13 protein-coding genes and 1 pseudogene are annotated in these 16,923 nt (G+C 59.5%); 10 read left to right on the top strand and 4 right to left on the bottom strand.

The window, feature by feature from the left end; genetic code table 11:
• Nucleotides 1-21 precede the first annotated feature (21 nt).
• Nucleotides 22-1,305 (bottom strand): putative acyl-CoA thioester hydrolase, encoded by a 1,284-nt coding sequence (locus tag ETG88_RS09960; RefSeq protein ID WP_129035327.1) that lies wholly within the window; start codon nt 1,303-1,305, stop codon nt 22-24.
• A gap of 224 nt (nt 1,306-1,529) precedes the next feature.
• Between ETG88_RS09960 and hutI the strand changes: the two genes are divergently transcribed.
• The 5 genes and pseudogenes from hutI to hutH all read left to right on the top strand — a co-directional run bounded on the left by hutI (nt 1,530) and on the right by hutH (nt 7,774).
• Nucleotides 1,530-2,753: an imidazolonepropionase gene (gene hutI / locus ETG88_RS09955; protein WP_129035326.1), complete on the top strand. Its 1,224-nt coding sequence runs from the start codon at nt 1,530-1,532 to the stop codon at nt 2,751-2,753.
• Nucleotides 2,750-3,688: a formimidoylglutamase gene (gene hutG / locus ETG88_RS09950; RefSeq protein ID WP_129035325.1), complete on the top strand. Its 939-nt coding sequence runs from the start codon at nt 2,750-2,752 to the stop codon at nt 3,686-3,688. Before hutI ends, hutG begins: the two co-directional genes overlap by 4 nt.
• Nucleotides 3,689-3,707: 19 nt before the next feature.
• On the top strand, nt 3,708-4,442 hold the full coding sequence (locus ETG88_RS09945) for a histidine utilization repressor (RefSeq protein WP_100777142.1): 735 nt from the start codon (nt 3,708-3,710) through the stop codon (nt 4,440-4,442).
• 127 nt (nt 4,443-4,569) lie between these two features.
• Nucleotides 4,570-6,254 (top strand): annotated as a pseudogene (gene hutU, locus ETG88_RS09940) (urocanate hydratase).
• Nucleotides 6,254-7,774, top strand: coding sequence for a histidine ammonia-lyase (hutH, locus tag ETG88_RS09935; RefSeq protein ID WP_129035324.1), 1,521 nt, complete (start codon nt 6,254-6,256; stop codon nt 7,772-7,774). Before hutU ends, hutH begins: the two are co-directional and overlap by 1 nt.
• A 103-nt stretch (nt 7,775-7,877) precedes the next feature.
• On the opposite strand, the gene ETG88_RS09930 is transcribed toward hutH, so the two are convergent.
• Nucleotides 7,878-8,354: a kinase inhibitor gene (locus ETG88_RS09930; RefSeq protein WP_100777139.1), complete on the bottom strand. Its 477-nt coding sequence runs from the start codon at nt 8,352-8,354 to the stop codon at nt 7,878-7,880.
• A gap of 71 nt (nt 8,355-8,425) precedes the next feature.
• Nucleotides 8,426-9,715: an adenosylmethionine--8-amino-7-oxononanoate transaminase gene (bioA, locus tag ETG88_RS09925; RefSeq protein ID WP_420890803.1), complete on the bottom strand. Its 1,290-nt coding sequence runs from the start codon at nt 9,713-9,715 to the stop codon at nt 8,426-8,428.
• Between the two features lie 89 nt (nt 9,716-9,804).
• Here bioA and bioB point away from each other — a divergent pair, with 89 nt between their 5' ends.
• The 4 genes from bioB to bioD are packed head-to-tail and all read left to right on the top strand — an operon-like array spanning nt 9,805 to nt 13,429.
• Nucleotides 9,805-10,845, top strand: coding sequence for a biotin synthase BioB (gene bioB / locus ETG88_RS09920; protein WP_100777137.1), 1,041 nt, complete (start codon nt 9,805-9,807; stop codon nt 10,843-10,845).
• On the top strand, nt 10,842-11,993 hold the full coding sequence (gene bioF, locus ETG88_RS09915) for an 8-amino-7-oxononanoate synthase (RefSeq protein WP_129035322.1): 1,152 nt from the start codon (nt 10,842-10,844) through the stop codon (nt 11,991-11,993). Before bioB ends, bioF begins: the two co-directional genes overlap by 4 nt.
• Nucleotides 11,980-12,735, top strand: coding sequence for a malonyl-ACP O-methyltransferase BioC (bioC, locus tag ETG88_RS09910; RefSeq protein ID WP_129035321.1), 756 nt, complete (start codon nt 11,980-11,982; stop codon nt 12,733-12,735). Before bioF ends, bioC begins: the two co-directional genes overlap by 14 nt.
• Nucleotides 12,728-13,429, top strand: a complete 702-nt coding sequence (gene bioD, locus ETG88_RS09905) for a dethiobiotin synthase (RefSeq protein ID WP_164971792.1) — start codon at nt 12,728-12,730, stop codon at nt 13,427-13,429. Before bioC ends, bioD begins: the two co-directional genes overlap by 8 nt.
• On the opposite strand, the gene ETG88_RS09900 is transcribed toward bioD, so the two are convergent.
• Entirely contained in the window at nt 13,392-14,114 is a 723-nt protein-coding gene (locus ETG88_RS09900; RefSeq protein ID WP_102105222.1) for an ABC transporter ATP-binding protein, read from the bottom strand. The two genes, bioD and ETG88_RS09900, sit on opposite strands and share 38 nt — an antisense overlap.
• 709 nt (nt 14,115-14,823) lie before the next feature.
• On the opposite strand from ETG88_RS09900, the gene uvrB reads away from it, so the two are divergent.
• Entirely contained in the window at nt 14,824-16,839 is a 2,016-nt protein-coding gene (uvrB, locus tag ETG88_RS09895) for an excinuclease ABC subunit UvrB (RefSeq protein WP_102105221.1), read from the top strand.
• Nucleotides 16,840-16,923: the final 84 nt, after the last annotated feature.

Below are 16,923 nucleotides of genomic sequence, written 5' to 3'. Positions count from 1 at the left end.
TTTTATGCCCGGCGTTCGGGATTACTGCTTCGGCTCTGCAACCACTTTGCTGCCCAGACCGCGGTTGTTGTATTCCCACATGCGGTTGAAGTTAGCGTCGTTCAGGTTGCGCTGCACGTTTCCTTTATCATCCATCGCGCCGGTGTTACCGGAGTAAGGACGTTTGGAGATCGCCGCGTCGGCCCATGGTTTTGCCATGTTAAAGCCTTCGTTAATCACGCTGTCGCGGATCACGACCTGACCGTTGGTGGCAGAGTCGATGTCCAGTGAACGTCCCAGCTGCGCCAAGCCGTCACCAGCTGCGGTAAAGCGGCTGTTCACGGCCAGGAAGCCGTAGAACATGTTGGACAGCGTTGCAGGTGCAAACACGTAACCTTCCTGCTGAGTACGGGAGTTCACCACGCGGAATTCGGTGTTATCAAACACCACCGCGCCGCGACCGGAGACGATATCCACATCACCTTCAATATAGCTGTTGGTCACCTGAGTTCGGGTCAGACGGTTATTCTGCAGGGTGTTCTGCACACCGCTGTTGGTCACGAAGAAGGTGTTCTGACGACCCAGAATGTTCACGTTGTTGATCTGAACTTTGTCGCCGTCAGTACGCAGCGCCACAGCCTGATGGTTACCCGCATCCACGCTATCACCCAGGGTGTTCTGGATGGTCAGGTTCTGCAGTTGCAGGCCGTTGTTCTGCGACCAGAACACCGCCGAGCACATCATGCCGATAGTGGCGCTCTGCTTGCTCTGGCAGCTGTCGAACATATACCACGCTGGTTTGCCCGGCATATATTTACCGGCCGGGTTCACCAGGTGACGCCAGGTGTTGCGGTCGATTTCTGAGTCGATCGCCAGACCGATTTTCACGTCAATCGCTTTATCACCGGTACCGTAAATCGTAATGCTGCCCGGTGCGGCGGGAACGTAGACCGTCCCTTCGTACTCGCCTGGCAGAATTGCGATGTACTGGCGTGATGCGCTGTGTTTCGTAATGGCAGCGTCAACGGCAGCCTGAATGCTGGTGTGCGTCACGCCCTGCGTGCCTGCCGGGCCAACCACGAAGTTAGGCTGTGCAGGAACGCTAATAGAAGAAGGGGTCCACGGTGCCGCATTCGGGTCCATGGCAGTGTAATAATGTGCAGCGGTGAAGTTCTTCGCTTCGCCAGCAGACAGAATAGGGCGAGATGCCGTGCCTGGTGCGGCCTGCTCAGAGGGCAGCTGGTCAGGTGGCGTTGAGCTGCACGCTGACAGTGTCACGCCAAAGGCGAGTGCCAACGCCAGACGAGAAATCCTGGAAATGTTCAAGGGAAAGCTCCTTGCTTCGCGAGTCTTAACGGGATGATCGAAATAGCCTGCTTTTTTATACTAAGTTGAGCGAAACGGGAAGATGAAATACGAAAAAGTTGCATATTTCACCCGCGCCCGGCGGGGAAGTCGTCACAAATAAATAACAATTTCCGTAAAGCCGGTTGACACGGGCAAACGAATGAAAATAAATGTCTATACAACTCATGACAAGCGGAAGTCCTATGCAGCAGCTTCATCCCGACGATCTTATCTGGCGTAACGCACGACTGGCGACCATGAACCCTGATGAACCCGCACCTTACGGCCTGCGTGACAACGCAGCTCTGGTGGTACGCGGCGAGAGGATTGTGGCGATTATCCCTGAAACGGAGGTCCCGGCCACGCATGCTCATCAGGTCGATCTCGGGGGACGACTGGTCACGCCCGGTCTGATCGATTGTCACACCCATCTGGTGTACGGTGGCGATCGCGCCGCAGAGTGGGAGCAGCGTCTGAACGGCGTCTCTTATCAGACCATCAGCGCTCAGGGCGGCGGAATCAATGCGACCGTGGCCGCCACCCGCGAAAGCGATGAACCATCATTACTGAAGCGGGCGGAACAGCGCCTGCATCGCCTGATGCAGGAAGGCGTCACCACCCTTGAGATCAAGTCGGGCTATGGCCTGAATGCGCAGACCGAAGAGAAAATGCTGCGCGTCGCCCAGACTCTGGCGCAAAGCCATCGGGTTGAAATCAGCCCAACGCTGCTCGCCGCTCACGCCGTGCCGAAGGAGTACCGTCAGGATCCGGACGCTTATCTGACGCAGGTTTGCGAGCAGATCATGCCGACTCTCTGGCGCGAAGGGCTGTTTGAAGCGGTGGACGTATTTTGCGAGAACGTCGGCTTCACGCTGTCGCAGACCGAACGGGTGTTTCAGGCGGCCGCCGCGCTGGGCATTCCCGTCAAAGGCCACGTCGAACAGCTTTCCAGGCTGGGGGGCGCCGCATTAGTGAGCCGCTACCACGGCTGGTCCGCCGATCATATTGAGTATCTCGATGATGCGGGGGTCAACGCGATGGCGCACAGCGGCACGGTCGCAGTGTTGCTTCCCGGCGCATTCTACTTCTTACAGGAACACCAGCGCCCGCCTGTCGATCAGCTGCGAAAACAGGGCGTGCCGATGGCTGTCGCCACAGACTACAACCCCGGCACCAGCCCGTTTGCCAGCCTGCATCTGGCGATGAACATGGCCTGCGTGCAGTTTGGTTTAACGCCGGAAGAGGCGTGGGCAGGCGTGACGCGTCACGCGGCACAAGCGCTGGGTCGGGGTGCCACCCACGGTCAGCTGAAGGCCGATTTTGTCGCTGATTTCGTCATCTGGGATGCCGAGCGCCCGGTGGAAATGGTCTACGAGCCGGGGCGTAATCCGCTCTATCAGCGTGTGTTTCGAGGGAAAGTATCATGACACTCTGGCGGCCAACGCCCGCTGATCTCTGGCAGGGGCGCGACGACAGCAGCGAAGCCAGCAACGCGCTGCGAATTTTTCAGACTATCGCCCAGACCGATCGTTTTGCGCCCAAAAGTTCAGGCATTGCACTGTTAGGTTTCGAGTGTGATGCAGGCGTGTGGCGCAACCATGGGCGGCCCGGTGCCGCGCAGGCGCCCGACGTGCTGCGTAAAGCGCTGGCAAATATGGCGAGCTACAGCGGGCACGACACGCTGACCGATATGGGCACCATCACCGTTGCGGGCGATCGGCTCGAAGATGCTCAGCGCGCGCTGAGTGATGCGGTGCTGGCCTGCCAACAGTCGGGTATGCGCACGCTGGTGTTTGGCGGCGGCCACGAAACGGCCTGGGCCCACGGTCGCGGAGTGCTGGATGCCTTTCCTCACGAACGCGTTGCGATTATCAATCTCGACGCGCACCTTGATCTCCGCAAGGCCGACCACGCCACATCAGGCACGCCGTTCCGCCAGCTCGCACAGTATTGCGAGGCGCAGAATCGCGAGTTTCAGTACGCCTGTCTGGGCGTCAGCCGGGCGGCGAATACACAGGCGCTGTGGGACGAAGCGGCCCGCCTCAACGTGACGCTGGTGGAAGATCTCGATTTTCGCCGCGAGGCGTTACCGGTGCTGGAAAGCGTCCTGGCGCAGGCCGACCGCGTCTATCTGACCATCGATCTCGACGTACTACCTGCCGGTGAAATGCCTGCCGTCTCAGCCCCGGCGGCGCTCGGCGTGTCGGCCCTGGATATAATGCCGGTGATTGACGAAATCTGTCGCAGCGGAAAATTGCAGGCAGTAGATTTGGTCGAGTTTAATCCAATATACGATCGAGACGGACAGGGCGCGCGGCTCGCGGCGCGTCTGGCCTGGCAAATTGCTCACTGGTGGGCATAAATCATTTTAAGGAGTAACAATGTTTTCACGCTCACCGAATCCGCCTTCCGGCGCGCCAGCCCCTTTCTACGAAAAGGTGAAACAGGCCATCAGCGAGAAGATCGCCACCGGCGTCTGGCAGCCGCACGACCGCATCCCCTCCGAGGCCGAACTGGTGGCCCAGTTTGGTTTCAGCCGTATGACCATCAACCGCGCACTGCGTGAACTCACGGACGAAGGGCTGCTGGTGCGTTTGCAGGGGGTGGGAACGTTCGTCGCCGAGCCGAAAGGGCAGTCGGCGCTGTTTGAAATCCGCAGCATTGCCGACGAGATTGCCTCGCGCAATCATCAACACCACTGTGAAGTGCTGGTGCTTGAGGAGACACAGGCCAGTGCCGAGCAGGCGGTTGAGCTGAATGTCAAAGAGGGGGCGCGGATTTTCCACTCGGTGATGGTGCATTTCGAGAACGACGTTCCGGTGCAAATCGAGGATCGCTGCGTCAACGCCGAACGGGTGCCCGATTATCTTCAGCAGGATTATACCCAGACCACGCCCCACGCCTGGCTGTCACAGGTCGCTCCGTTGACGGAGGGCGAACACATTGTCGAAGCGGTGCGCGCCACGCCGCAGGAGTGCGAACGACTGCGCATTAAAGAGCACGACCCGTGCCTGCTGATCCGCCGCCGCACCTGGTCTTCCGGGCAGATTGTCTCGCACGCCAGACTGTTATTCCCCGGTTCCCGTTACCGGTTACAAGGCCACTTTATGTCATAGGTTTTCAAAGCGTGATAGCTAACACAATATAACAAAATTGTATCTTTATTGTTAAATCTGACCTTGTGCGTGGTTGTCTATACAAGTATATCTGTTTGTATCTTTCATCCCGTATGAGGACCACACAATGTCGTCAGGTAAATACCGTCAGCAGGATGTCCGCGCCCCGCGCGGCACCACGCTCACCGCCAAAAGCTGGCTCACCGAAGCGCCGCTGCGCATGTTGATGAACAACCTCGATCCCGACGTCGCCGAAAACCCGCACGAGCTGGTGGTGTACGGTGGCATCGGTCGCGCGGCGCGTAACTGGGAATGCTACGACGCCATTGTGGACGCGCTCACCAACCTCGAAATCGACGAAACCCTGCTGGTGCAATCCGGTAAACCGGTCGGGGTGTTCAAAACCCATAAGAATGCGCCACGGGTGCTGATTGCCAACTCAAACCTTGTTCCGCACTGGGCAACCTGGGAACACTTTAATGAGCTTGACGCCAAAGGGCTGGCGATGTACGGCCAGATGACTGCGGGCAGCTGGATCTACATTGGCAGCCAGGGCATCGTGCAGGGCACCTACGAAACCTTCGTTGAAGCCGGACGCCAGCACTATAACGGCTCCCTGAAGGGGCGCTGGGTGCTGACCGCCGGGCTGGGCGGCATGGGGGGCGCGCAGCCGCTGGCAGCAACACTGGCGGGTGCCTGCTCCCTGAATATCGAATGCCAGCAGAGCCGCATCGATTTCCGCCTGCGCACCCGCTATGTCGATGAGCAGGCCGACAATCTCGATGACGCGCTGGCGCGCATTCAGAAATACACCGCCGAAGGCAAAACCGTGTCGATTGCCCTGTGCGGCAACGCGGCGGAGGTCGTTCCGGAACTGGTGGCGCGCGGCGTGCGCCCGGACCTGGTCACCGACCAGACCAGCGCCCACGATCCGCTTCACGGCTACCTGCCAAAAGGCTGGAGCTGGGAAGAGTACCAGCAAAAATCCCAAAGCGACCCGGAAGGGACGGTGCTGGCCGCCAAACGCTCGATGGCTGAGCATGTGTCGGCGATGCTGGCGTTCAGCAAAATGGGCGTACCGACCTTCGACTACGGCAACAACATTCGCCAGATGGCGAAAGAGATGGGCGTGGAAAACGCGTTCGACTTCCCTGGTTTTGTCCCGGCCTATATCCGTCCGCTGTTCTGTCGCGGCATTGGCCCGTTCCGCTGGGTAGCGCTCTCGGGCGACCCGGAAGATATCTATAAAACTGACGCCAAAGTGAAAGCCATCGTCGCCGACGACGCGCACCTGCACCACTGGCTGGACATGGCGCGCGAACGCATCAACTTCCAGGGGCTGCCCGCGCGTATCTGCTGGGTGGGGCTGGAGTGGCGCCAAAAACTCGGCCTGGCCTTTAACGAAATGGTGCGCAGCGGCGAAGTCTCCGCGCCGATTGTGATTGGTCGCGACACCTGGATTCCGGCTCAGTCGCCAGCCCGAACCGCGAAACCGAAGCCATGCAGGACGGCTCTGACGCGGTCTCTGACTGGCCGTTACTCAACGCCCTGCTGAACACCGCCAGCGGCGCGACCTGGGTGTCGCTACACCACGGCGGCGGCGTCGGGATGGGCTTCTCCCAACACGCGGGCATGGTGATTGTCTGCGACGGCACCGACGAAGCTGCCGCCCGCATCGCCCGCGTACTGCATAACGACCCGGCGACAGGCGTCATGCGCCATGCCGACGCGGGCTACGACATCGCGGTTGACTGTGCGAAAGAGCAGGGGCTGAACCTGCCGATGGTCGCCGCCACACAAGGAAAACACTGATGAATGCACTGACTATTACGCCCGGCGCGCTGACCTTCGCTCACCTGCGCAGCGCCTGGCGCCACCCGGTGACGCTAACACTGGATGAAAACGCCCATCAGGCGATCAACGACAGCGTCGCCTGCGTGGAAGCCATCGTCGCCGAAGATCGCACGGCCTACGGCATCAACACCGGTTTCGGCCTGCTGGCGCAGACGCGCATCGCCACGCACGATCTGGAAAACTTACAGCGCTCGCTGGTGCTATCCCACGCGGCAGGGGTCGGCGAACCGCTGGATGACGAGATCGTCCGACTGATGATGGTGCTGAAAATTAACAGCCTGGCGCGCGGTTTCTCCGGTATCCGCCTGAGCGTGATTCAGGCGCTTATCGCTCTGGTCAACGCGCAGGTCTATCCGTGGATCCCGGCCAAAGGCTCGGTGGGGGCCTCGGGCGATCTGGCGCCGCTGGCGCACATGTCGTTGCTGCTCCTCGGCGAGGGCAAAGCTCGCTGGCAAGGGCAATGGCTGCCCGCCAAAGAGGCGCTGCAAAAAGCCGGATTAACGCCAATTACGCTGGCGGCGAAAGAGGGGCTGGCCCTGCTGAACGGCACCCAGGCTTCCACAGCGTTCGCCCTGCGCGGTCTGTTCGAAGCTGAAGATCTGTTTGCCTCGGCGGTGGTGTGCGGTGCGCTGACCACGGAAGCCGTGCTCGGTTCGCGTCGTCCGTTTGATGCCCGTATCCATGAGGTGCGCGGCCAGCGCGGGCAAATTGATGCGGCGGCGATGTACCGTCATCTGCTGACTGATACCAGCGCAATTGCGGATTCGCACCATAACTGCGACAAGGTGCAGGACCCGTACTCCCTGCGCTGTCAGCCGCAGGTGATGGGCGCGTGTCTGACGCAAATCCGTCAGGCCGCTGATGTGCTGCTGGTGGAAGCGAACGCGGTTTCCGATAACCCTCTGGTGTTCGCCGAGCAGAATGACGTGGTGTCGGGCGGGAACTTCCATGCGGAGCCGGTGGCGATGGCCGCCGATAATCTGGCGCTGGCGATTGCCGAAATAGGTTCGCTCTCTGAGCGTCGTATCGCGCTGATGATGGATAAACACATGTCGCAACTGCCGCCATTCCTGGTGCGCAATGGCGGCGTAAATTCCGGGTTTATGATTGCCCAGGTGACGGCGGCGGCGCTGGCGAGCGAGAACAAAGCGCTGTCCCATCCGCACAGCGTGGACAGCCTGCCGACCTCGGCCAATCAGGAAGACCATGTCTCTATGGCGCCGGCGGCCGGGCGTCGTCTGTGGGAGATGGCCTACAATACGCGCGGCGTGATTGCGGTCGAGTGGCTGGCGGCGGTGCAGGGGATCGACCTGCGTGAAGGACTGAAGTCCAGCCCACTGCTGGAGCAGGCGCGCCAGACGTTGCGAGAACACGTCTCGCACTACGACGACGACCGTTTCTTTGCGCCGGATATCGATAAGGCGATGGAATTGCTGAAGGCGGGGAGCCTGGTGACGTTATTACCCGCGGTGCTGTAAAGCAAAGCCCGGCAGCGCTGCGCTTGCCGGGCCTGTAAAACGACGTTTTCGTGATGAATGAACCGTACAGGCCGGGTGAGGCGACGCCGCCGCCCGGCTTTTTTTACGAATACATCGCCGTAATCGACGCACTTCCCAGCGTGTGAAAATGCACGTTAAAGCCAACCATCGCGCCGCTCGCGCCTTCATCGACATCGATCTTCTCAACGTCCAGGGCATGAACGGTGAAAATATACCGGTGCGTCTCGCCTTTTGGCGGCGCCGCGCCGCCATATCCGGCTTTGCCGAAATCGGTGCGGGTCTGAATGGCCCCTTCCGGCAACGCCGTTAAATCAGAGCCGGAGCCCTGCGGCAGCACGCGCGTGTCAGCGGGCAGGTTTGCGACAATCCAGTGCCACCAGCCGGAGCCGGTTGGCGCATCCGGGTCGTAGCAGGTGACGACAAAACTCTTCGTCCCCGGCGGAACATCATCCCAGGCCAGGTGCGGCGAAATATTATCGCCCTGATAACCCATGCCGTTAAACACGTGACGCTCGGGTAATTTTTCACCGTCGCGCAGATCCTGACTGATTATCTTCATGCGATTTCTCCGTACGTAGCCATGCAAAAAGTGTACTGCATAAAACAGCATACCGAAGCTAACGCGTTGGGTTAAATCGCAAAATGTGCGGGAATGTTAACAGCCTCATTCACCGCGCGGGTCAGCTTCTGCAATTGCTCTGGGGTGATGATGTACGGCGGCATCAGGTAGATCAGTTTGCCGAACGGTCGCACCCACACGCCACGCTCGACGAAGAAACGTTGCAATGCCGCCATGTTCACCGGATGGCGCGTTTCGACCACGCCAATTGCGCCCAGCACCCGCACGTCGGCCACGAACGCTGACTGCGCCGCGCTCGCCAGTTCACGCGTGAGCTGCGATTCAATCGCCGCAACCTGCGTCTGCCATTCACCGCTTTCCAGAATAGCCAGACTTTCACTGGCGACCGCGCAGGCCAGCGGATTGCCCATAAACGTCGGGCCGTGCATAAAGCAGCCGGCTTCGCCGTCGCTGATGGTGTCGGCTACGTGACGGGTCGTAAGCGTTGCGGAGAGGGTCATGGTGCCGCCCGTCAGGGCTTTACCGAGGCACAAAATATCCGGGGCGATGTTCGCATGGTCGCAGGCAAAGAGCTTGCCGGTGCGGCCAAATCCGGTCGCGATTTCGTCGGCAATCAGCAGGATACCCTCCCGATCGCACATCTTTCGGATGCGTTTCAGCCACTCGGGATGATACATGCGCATTCCGCCCGCGCCCTGAACGACAGGCTCAAGGATCACGGCAGCAATTTCGTGGCGATGGGCGGCCATCAGACGGGCAAATCCGACCATATCCATTTCGTTCCACTCGCCGCCAAAACGGCTTTGCGGCGCCGGGGCGAACAGGTTTTCCGGCAGATAACCCTGCCACAGGCTGTGCATCGAATTATCGGGATCGCAGACCGACATCGCGCCGAAGGTGTCGCCGTGATAACCGTTGCGGAAGGTGAGGAAACGCTGGCGCGGCTCGCCTTTCGCCTGCCAGTACTGCAGCGCCATTTTCATCGCCACTTCCACCGCCACCGAACCGGAATCGGCGAGGAAAACGCATTCCAGCGCGTCCGGGGTCATGGAGACCAGCCGACGACACAACTCAATCGCCGGCTGATGGGTGATCCCGCCAAACATCACGTGGGACATCTGGTCAATTTGCGTTTTCATCGCCGCGTTCAGGCGCGGATGGTTGTACCCGTGGATGGTTGCCCACCAGGAGGACATCCCGTCGACCAGCGTTTCGCCGGTGGCCAGATGCAGTTCACACCCGTGCGCCGAGTCGACCGGATAAACGGGCAGCGGGCGGGTCATGGAGGTGTAGGGGTGCCAGATATGTTGCTTGTCGAAGGCGAGATCGTCCGGGGTCATAATCGACTTGTAAACCATTTTGAAAAGTTTTAGGTTTACAAGTATAAACCGAACCCACAATGAACTGAACCCCTTTTTGGAGAAGCCCGATGGCTAACCCTGTACGTTGGACAATGTCGCAAGTCACCGAATTATTTAACAAACCTTTCCTCGAACTGATGTTCGAAGCCCAGCAAATCCACCGCCAGCACTTCGATCCGCGCCATGTGCAGGTCAGTACGCTACTGTCGATCAAAACCGGTGCCTGCCCGGAAGACTGCAAATATTGCCCACAAAGTGCGCGCTACAAAACCGGGCTGGAGGCCGAGCGGCTGATGGAAGTGGAGCAGGTGCTCGACTCGGCACGCAAGGCGAAAAACGCCGGTTCGACCCGCTTCTGCATGGGAGCCGCGTGGAAAAACCCGCACGACCGTGACATGCCGTATCTGGAGCAGATGGTGCAGGGCGTGAAAGCGATGGGGCTGGAAGCTTGCATGACGCTCGGCACGCTCAACGAAACACAGGCTCAGCGCCTGTCGGCGGCGGGTCTGGACTACTACAACCATAACCTCGATACCTCGCCGGAATTCTACGGCAATATCATCACCACCCGCACCTACCAGGAGCGTCTCGATACGCTCGACAAGGTGCGTGACGCCGGGATTAAAGTCTGCTCCGGGGGGATCGTCGGCCTGGGTGAAACGGTAAAAGATCGCGCCGGTCTGCTGTTGCAACTGGCGAATTTGCCGACGCCGCCGGAAAGCGTGCCGATCAACATGCTGGTGAAGGTCAAAGGCACGCCGATGGCCGATAACGACGATGTGGATGCGTTTGATTTTATCCGCACGATTGCCGTCGCGCGCATCATGATGCCGACCTCGTTTGTGCGCCTCTCCGCGGGCCGTGAGCAGATGAGCGAGCAGACTCAGGCGATGTGCTTTATGGCGGGCGCAAACTCAATTTTCTACGGCTGCAAACTGCTGACCACGCCAAACCCGGAAGAGGACAAAGATGTCCAGCTGTTCCGCAAACTGGGGCTGAATCCGCATCAGACCGAGGTGTTGACGGGGGATAACGAGCAGCAGCACCAGCTGGAACAGCAGCTTTTCAACGCCGACACCGAACAGTTCTACAACGCGGCAGCCCTATGACCTGGCAACACCGCATCGACGCCGCACTGGAGGAACGCCGGGCGGCGGACGCATTTCGCTCGCGCGCGGCGGTCGAAAGCGGCGGGCGTTTTCTGATCCGCGAAACGCGCCGGTTCTGCAACTTTTCGAGCAACGATTATCTCGGCCTGAGCCAACATCCGGCGATCATTCGCGCCTGGCAGCAGGGGGCGGAAACCTGGGGCGTCGGCAGCGGCGGGTCGGGGCATGTGACAGGCTATACCACCGCGCATCAGGCGCTGGAAGAGGCCTTGGCCGACTGGCTCGGCTATCCCCGCGCGCTGTTGTTTATCTCCGGTTTTGCCGCCAATCAGGCGCTGATTGCAGCCCTGATGGGAAAAGAGGATCGGATTGTCGCCGACCGCCTGAGCCACGCCTCCCTGCTCGAAGCGGCCAGCCTCAGCCCGGCGCAGCTGCGCCGGTTTGCCCATAACGACGCCGCCCAGCTCAACGCGCTGCTGGCGAAATCCTGCGATGGGCAACAGCTGGTGGTGACCGAAGGGGTCTTCAGCATGGACGGTGATTGCGCTCCGCTGGGTGAACTCCATGCCGCAGCACGCCAGCACAACGCCTGGATGCTGGTGGACGATGCCCACGGCGTTGGTGTGCTGGGCGCGGAAGGGCGCGGAAGTGCCGCCCGCCAGGATGTTAAACCGGAGCTGCTGATTGTGACTTTCGGCAAAGGGTTTGGCATCAGCGGCGCGGCGGTGTTGTGCAGCGAATCCGTCGCGGATTACCTGCTGCAATTCGCCCGCCATTTGATCTACAGCACCAGTATGCCGCCTGCGCAGGCCGTGGCGCTGCTGGAGGCGCTGAAGGTTGTCCGCAGCGCAGAGGGCGAACAGCGGCGACACACTCTGGCTGCGCACATCCAGCGCTTTCGGGCGGGCGTGCGCGAGCTGCCCTGGCAGATGACCGATTCGCAAAGTGCCATCCAGCCGCTGATTGTGGGCGAGAACAGCCGTGCCTTGCATCTGGCGCAGCAGCTTCGCGAGCGTGGCATGTGGGTGACGGCGATCCGTCCGCCAACCGTTCCGGCGGGTACCGCGCGATTACGCCTGACCCTGACGGCCGCACACCACACGCAGGACATTGATGATTTACTGGAGGCGCTGCATGACGCAGGTTAACAAGCAGGCCATCGCCTCTGCTTTCGGGCGAGCGGCGCAAAGTTATTCCCGACACGACGATCTGCAGCGCCGGAGCGCCCAGGGGCTGAAAACGCTGCTCGGCGAGGGGCGTTTCCACGCCGTGCTGGATGCAGGCTGCGGGCCTGGCGCAAACAGCCGTCTCTGGCGCGAGGCGGGCAGCCATGTGACGGCCCTCGACCTCTCCCCGCAAATGCTGGAACAGGCGCGCTATCAGCAGGCGGCCGATGATTATCTGGTGGGGGATATCGAGTCTATTCCGCTGCCGGACGCGCAGTTTGACCTGGTCTGGAGCCATCTGGCGGTGCAGTGGTGCTCCAGTCTGCCGCAGGCATTGCGCGAGCTGTATCGGGTCACGCTTCCCGGCGGCACGGTTGCCTTCACCACGCTGCTCGATAACTCTCTGCCGGAGCTGAATCAGGCCTGGCGTGCGGTGGATGAACGGCCGCACGCCAACCGTTTTTTACCGGAGCAGGCGGTGAACGACGCCCTCGCCGGGTGGCGCTACAGGGCCATCACGGAGGTCGTTACTCTCTCTTTCAGCGATGCCCTGAGTGCGATGCGCTCGCTGAAAGGGATTGGCGCCACCCATCTGCACGACGGACGGGCGCGAAAACCCCTCACGCGCGGCGAGCTGACGCAGCTTGAGCTGGCGTGGCCGCGTGTGCGCGGGGAATTCCCGCTCTCTTATCAACTCTTTCATGGGATTATCGAACGTGACTGAACGCTATTTTGTCACCGGAACCGACACTGAAGTCGGTAAAACCGTCGCCAGCTCGGCGCTGTTGCAGGCGGCGCGTTTGCAGGGATTCATTACCGCCGGGTACAAACCGGTGGCCTCCGGCAGCGAGATAACGCCGGAAGGCTTGCGCAACTCCGACGCGCTGGCGCTGCAACGCCACAGCACGCTTGCACTGCAGTATCAGGCGGTGAATCCGTACACCTTCGCCGAGCCGACCTCGCCGCACATCATCAGCGCCGACGAGCAGCGCCCGATTGCGTTTTCGGTTCTCTCTGCGGGCCTGCGGGCACTGGAGCAGCAGGCGGAATGGGTGCTGGTCGAAGGGGCTGGCGGCTGGTTTACGCCGCTCTCGGCGCATCAGACGTTTGCTGACTGGGTGCAGGAAGAACAGCTGCCAGTGATCCTGGTCGTGGGCGTTAAGCTCGGCTGTATCAACCACGCGATGCTCACCGCGCAGGCGATTCAGCAGGCCGGTTTACGCTTCGCAGGCTGGATCGCCAACGACGTGGTGGCCCCAGGTAAACGTCATCAGGAGTATCTTGCGACGCTGAAAAACGTCCTTCCTGCGCCGTTCCTCGGGGAGATCCCCTGGCTTGCTGAGGGCGCAGAGCAGGCCGAGACAGGGCAGTATCTCGATCTCAGCGTCTTGCATCCAGCGACATCCAGTGGGCGATAAGCTCATCATCCAGCTCGTTAACGTGGCCCTGAGCCACGTTACGCCCGCGATACAGCACGCAAAAACGATCGGCCACCCGGCGAATAAACGACAGCTGCTGTTCCGCTAACAGCACCGTCATTCCCAGCTCCCGACTCAACCGCATCAGCAGCTGCCCAAGCCGGATGGCAAAGGTGCTTCCCGTGCCGTGCAGCGGCTCGTCCAGAATCAGCAGGCGAGGGCGGCAAATGAGCGCATTGGCCAGCGCCAGCTGGTACTGCTCGTCGGGTGACATCCCCGTCGCTCTGGCGTGACGCAGCGGCCAGAGCTGGGGAAACAGCTCGTAAATATCACTGCTCGCCGCCGCATCGGGCGCACCTTTGGCACGCATGGCGACGTGCAGATTCTCCTCGACGGTGAGCTGAGAGAAAATACGCCGGTCCTGTGAGACATAGCCAATGCCCGGCATCGCGCACTGCTCAGGTGCAGCGCTGCTCAAATTGCACGGTGGCGCGCCCGCTTCATGCCAGATGATGGTGCCGCTCTCAATGGGCAACTGGCCGGTGATGCAGTTGATAAGCGTGGTTTTGCCCATACCCGGCAGCCCGATAACGCCTGTACACATCCCTGGCGGCAAATCCAGATCGACATTCCACAGCGTGTGCTGACTTCCATAGAACTGATTAACGGCGCGCAGACTTAGCATATTTCACTCCTTAAAACGCATGAGGGATGAGACGTCTCAGGATAATCTGCAAAACCCTTGCCATAACCGATGGCGTGGTTCGATATGCTGCACTTTTCAGATTTGGCTCACAGCCGCTAAAAGGGCGTGCTGTGCACATAATGACGGAAATGTGATTAAGATCTCGCCAGTCGGTTATGCGCGGTGGGGCTGAATATCATCAAAAAAGAGCTATAAATATTTTTTACGGACATGCCCTTGGGAAAAACCGGGAATTTGCGGAGTCGCGGTCTGTACGGGCTGGAAGCACTTATCCACTATTCCTGTGGATAACCATGTGCATTAGAGTTAGAAAACCTGAGGCAAGCGAGAGAAGACGCGGCCTGCGCATGAATTGATGCGAAACGCGGCTTTAAGAAATATCTTCTATGAATTAACGAGTTAGACAAAAGCAATCATCGTCATGAAAGTGTCACTGACTGCCATAAAACTATCATTACGTGGCTTGACAAATGTTAAAAATAGAAATGTTCTGGGGATAACCGAACATTGCTGGTGTTTTATCTCGTCACAGCCTAAATTTTGCCCCCTTTCGCGCTCATCAGGCGGATGCTAATCCAGATATCCTTACACGCCACTGGTTTTACATCCAGTATTTATTACTGGCAAATTTGCCAGCCGCGAGTAAAATTACTCACCTGCCGCTTTTTCCGTCATCAGGTTGTCGCCCATGAGTAAATTGTTCAAATTGAATTCTGCTTTCCGTCCGTCTGGCGATCAGCCGGATGCGATCCGTCGCCTGAAAGAGGGGCTGGAAGACGGGCTGGCGCACCAGACCCTGCTGGGTGTGACCGGTTCGGGCAAAACCTTTACCGTTGCCAACGTGATTGCGGATCTGCAGCGCCCGACGATGGTGCTGGCCCCCAACAAAACGCTGGCGGCGCAGCTGTATGGCGAGATGAAAGAGTTCTTCCCGGAAAACGCGGTTGAATATTTCGTCTCCTACTACGATTACTACCAGCCGGAAGCCTACGTACCCAGCTCAGACACCTTTATCGAGAAGGATGCTTCGGTCAACGAACATATCGAACAGATGCGTCTGTCGGCGACGAAAGCGCTGCTTGAGCGTCGGGATGTGATCGTGGTGGCGTCGGTCTCCGCCATCTATGGTCTGGGCGACCCGGATCTTTACCTCAAGATGATGCTGCACCTGACCATCGGGATGATTATCGATCAGCGCGCGATTTTACGCCGTCTGGCAGAGCTGCAGTATGCCCGTAACGATCAGGCGTTCCAGCGTGGTACTTTCCGCGTGCGCGGCGAAGTGATCGACATCTTCCCGGCAGAATCCGACGATCTGGCCCTGCGCGTTGAGCTGTTTGACGAGGAAGTCGAGCGTCTGTCGCTGTTTGATCCGCTGACTGGCCACGTTGAGTCGGTGATTCAGCGCTTTACCATCTACCCGAAAACCCACTACGTTACCCCGCGCGAGCGTATCGTACAGGCGATGGAAGAGATCAAAGTGGAGCTTGCGGACCGTCGTAAGGTGCTTCTGGCTAATAACAAACTGCTCGAAGAGCAGCGCCTGAGCCAGCGTACGCAGTTCGATCTAGAGATGATGAACGAGCTGGGTTACTGCTCGGGCATCGAAAACTACTCGCGCTATCTCTCCGGGCGTGGTCCTGGCGAGGCACCGCCGACCCTGTTCGATTATCTCCCGGCTGACGGTCTGCTGGTGGTAGACGAATCTCACGTCACCATTCCGCAGATCGGCGGCATGTATCGCGGTGACCGCGCACGTAAAGAGACGCTGGTGGAGTACGGTTTCCGTCTGCCGTCGGCGCTCGATAACCGCCCGATGAAATTTGAAGAGTTCGAGGCGCTGGCCCCGCAAACGATTTATGTGTCGGCCACGCCGGGTAACTACGAGCTGGAGAAATCCGGTGATGAAGTTATCGATCAGGTGGTACGTCCAACGGGCCTGCTGGACCCTATTATCGAAGTTCGCCCGGTGGGAACGCAGGTGGACGATCTGCTCTCAGAGATCCGCGCTCGCGCATCGGTTAACGAGCGTGTGCTGGTCACCACGCTGACCAAACGTATGGCGGAAGACTTGACCGAATATCTGGAAGAGCACGGGGAGCGCGTGCGCTATCTGCACTCGGATATCGATACCGTTGAGCGTATGGAGATCATTCGCGATTTACGTCTTGGCGAGTTTGACGTGCTGGTGGGGATCAACCTGTTGCGAGAAGGTCTCGACATGCCAGAGGTGTCGCTGGTGGCGATTCTGGATGCCGACAAAGAGGGCTTCCTGCGTTCTGAGCGCTCCCTGATTCAGACCATTGGCCGCGCGGCGCGTAACATCAACGGGAAAGCGATTCTGTACGGTGACAAAATTACGGCGTCGATGGCGAAAGCGATCGGCGAAACGGAACGTCGTCGTGAGAAACAGCAGCAGTACAACGAAGAGCATGGCATCACCCCACAGGGGCTGAACAAGAAAGTGGTGGATATTCTGGCGCTGGGTCAGGGGATTGCGAAAACCAAAGGCCGCGGAAAAGCGCGTCATCCGGTTGAGGCTGATGCGGTGGAAGTGCTGCTGACACCGAAAGCGCTGCAGCAGAAAATCCACGAACTGGAAGGGCAGATGATGCAGCATGCGCAGAATCTGGAGTTTGAAGAGGCGGCGCAACTTCGCGATCAGCTGCATAAGCTGCGCGATCTGTTTATCGCGGCGTCGTAACTCGCGTTGCCGGGCGGCATTGCGTCTGCCCGGCTAACCGTTCGGATGCGTTGTCGGCCCGGTTAGCGTACCGCCACCGGGCGC

It is taken from the genome of Lelliottia nimipressuralis (assembly GCF_004115925.1).
Classification (GTDB): domain Bacteria; phylum Pseudomonadota; class Gammaproteobacteria; order Enterobacterales; family Enterobacteriaceae; genus Enterobacter; species Enterobacter nimipressuralis.
This window is presented reverse-complemented; position numbering and strand designations above follow the sequence as displayed.

Bases quoted from the DNA above. Each gene is read 5' to 3' on its own strand.
- hutI (WP_129035326.1), top strand. From the start codon at position 1,530: ATGCAGCAGCTTCATCCCGACGATCTTATCTGGCGTAACGCACGACTG.
- hutH (WP_129035324.1), top strand. From the start codon at position 6,254: ATGAATGCACTGACTATTACGCCCGGCGCGCTGACCTTCGCTCACCTG.
- ETG88_RS09930 (WP_100777139.1), bottom strand. From the start codon at position 8,354: ATGAAGATAATCAGTCAGGATCTGCGCGACGGTGAAAAATTACCCGAG.
- bioC (WP_129035321.1), top strand. From the start codon at position 11,980: ATGACGCAGGTTAACAAGCAGGCCATCGCCTCTGCTTTCGGGCGAGCG.
- bioB (WP_100777137.1), top strand. From the start codon at position 9,805: ATGGCTAACCCTGTACGTTGGACAATGTCGCAAGTCACCGAATTATTT.
- ETG88_RS09945 (WP_100777142.1), top strand. From the start codon at position 3,708: ATGTTTTCACGCTCACCGAATCCGCCTTCCGGCGCGCCAGCCCCTTTC.
- bioA (WP_420890803.1), bottom strand. From the start codon at position 9,715: ATGACCCCGGACGATCTCGCCTTCGACAAGCAACATATCTGGCACCCC.
- ETG88_RS09900 (WP_102105222.1), bottom strand. From the start codon at position 14,114: ATGCTAAGTCTGCGCGCCGTTAATCAGTTCTATGGAAGTCAGCACACG.
- uvrB (WP_102105221.1), top strand. From the start codon at position 14,824: ATGAGTAAATTGTTCAAATTGAATTCTGCTTTCCGTCCGTCTGGCGAT.
- bioF (WP_129035322.1), top strand. From the start codon at position 10,842: ATGACCTGGCAACACCGCATCGACGCCGCACTGGAGGAACGCCGGGCG.
- hutG (WP_129035325.1), top strand. From the start codon at position 2,750: ATGACACTCTGGCGGCCAACGCCCGCTGATCTCTGGCAGGGGCGCGAC.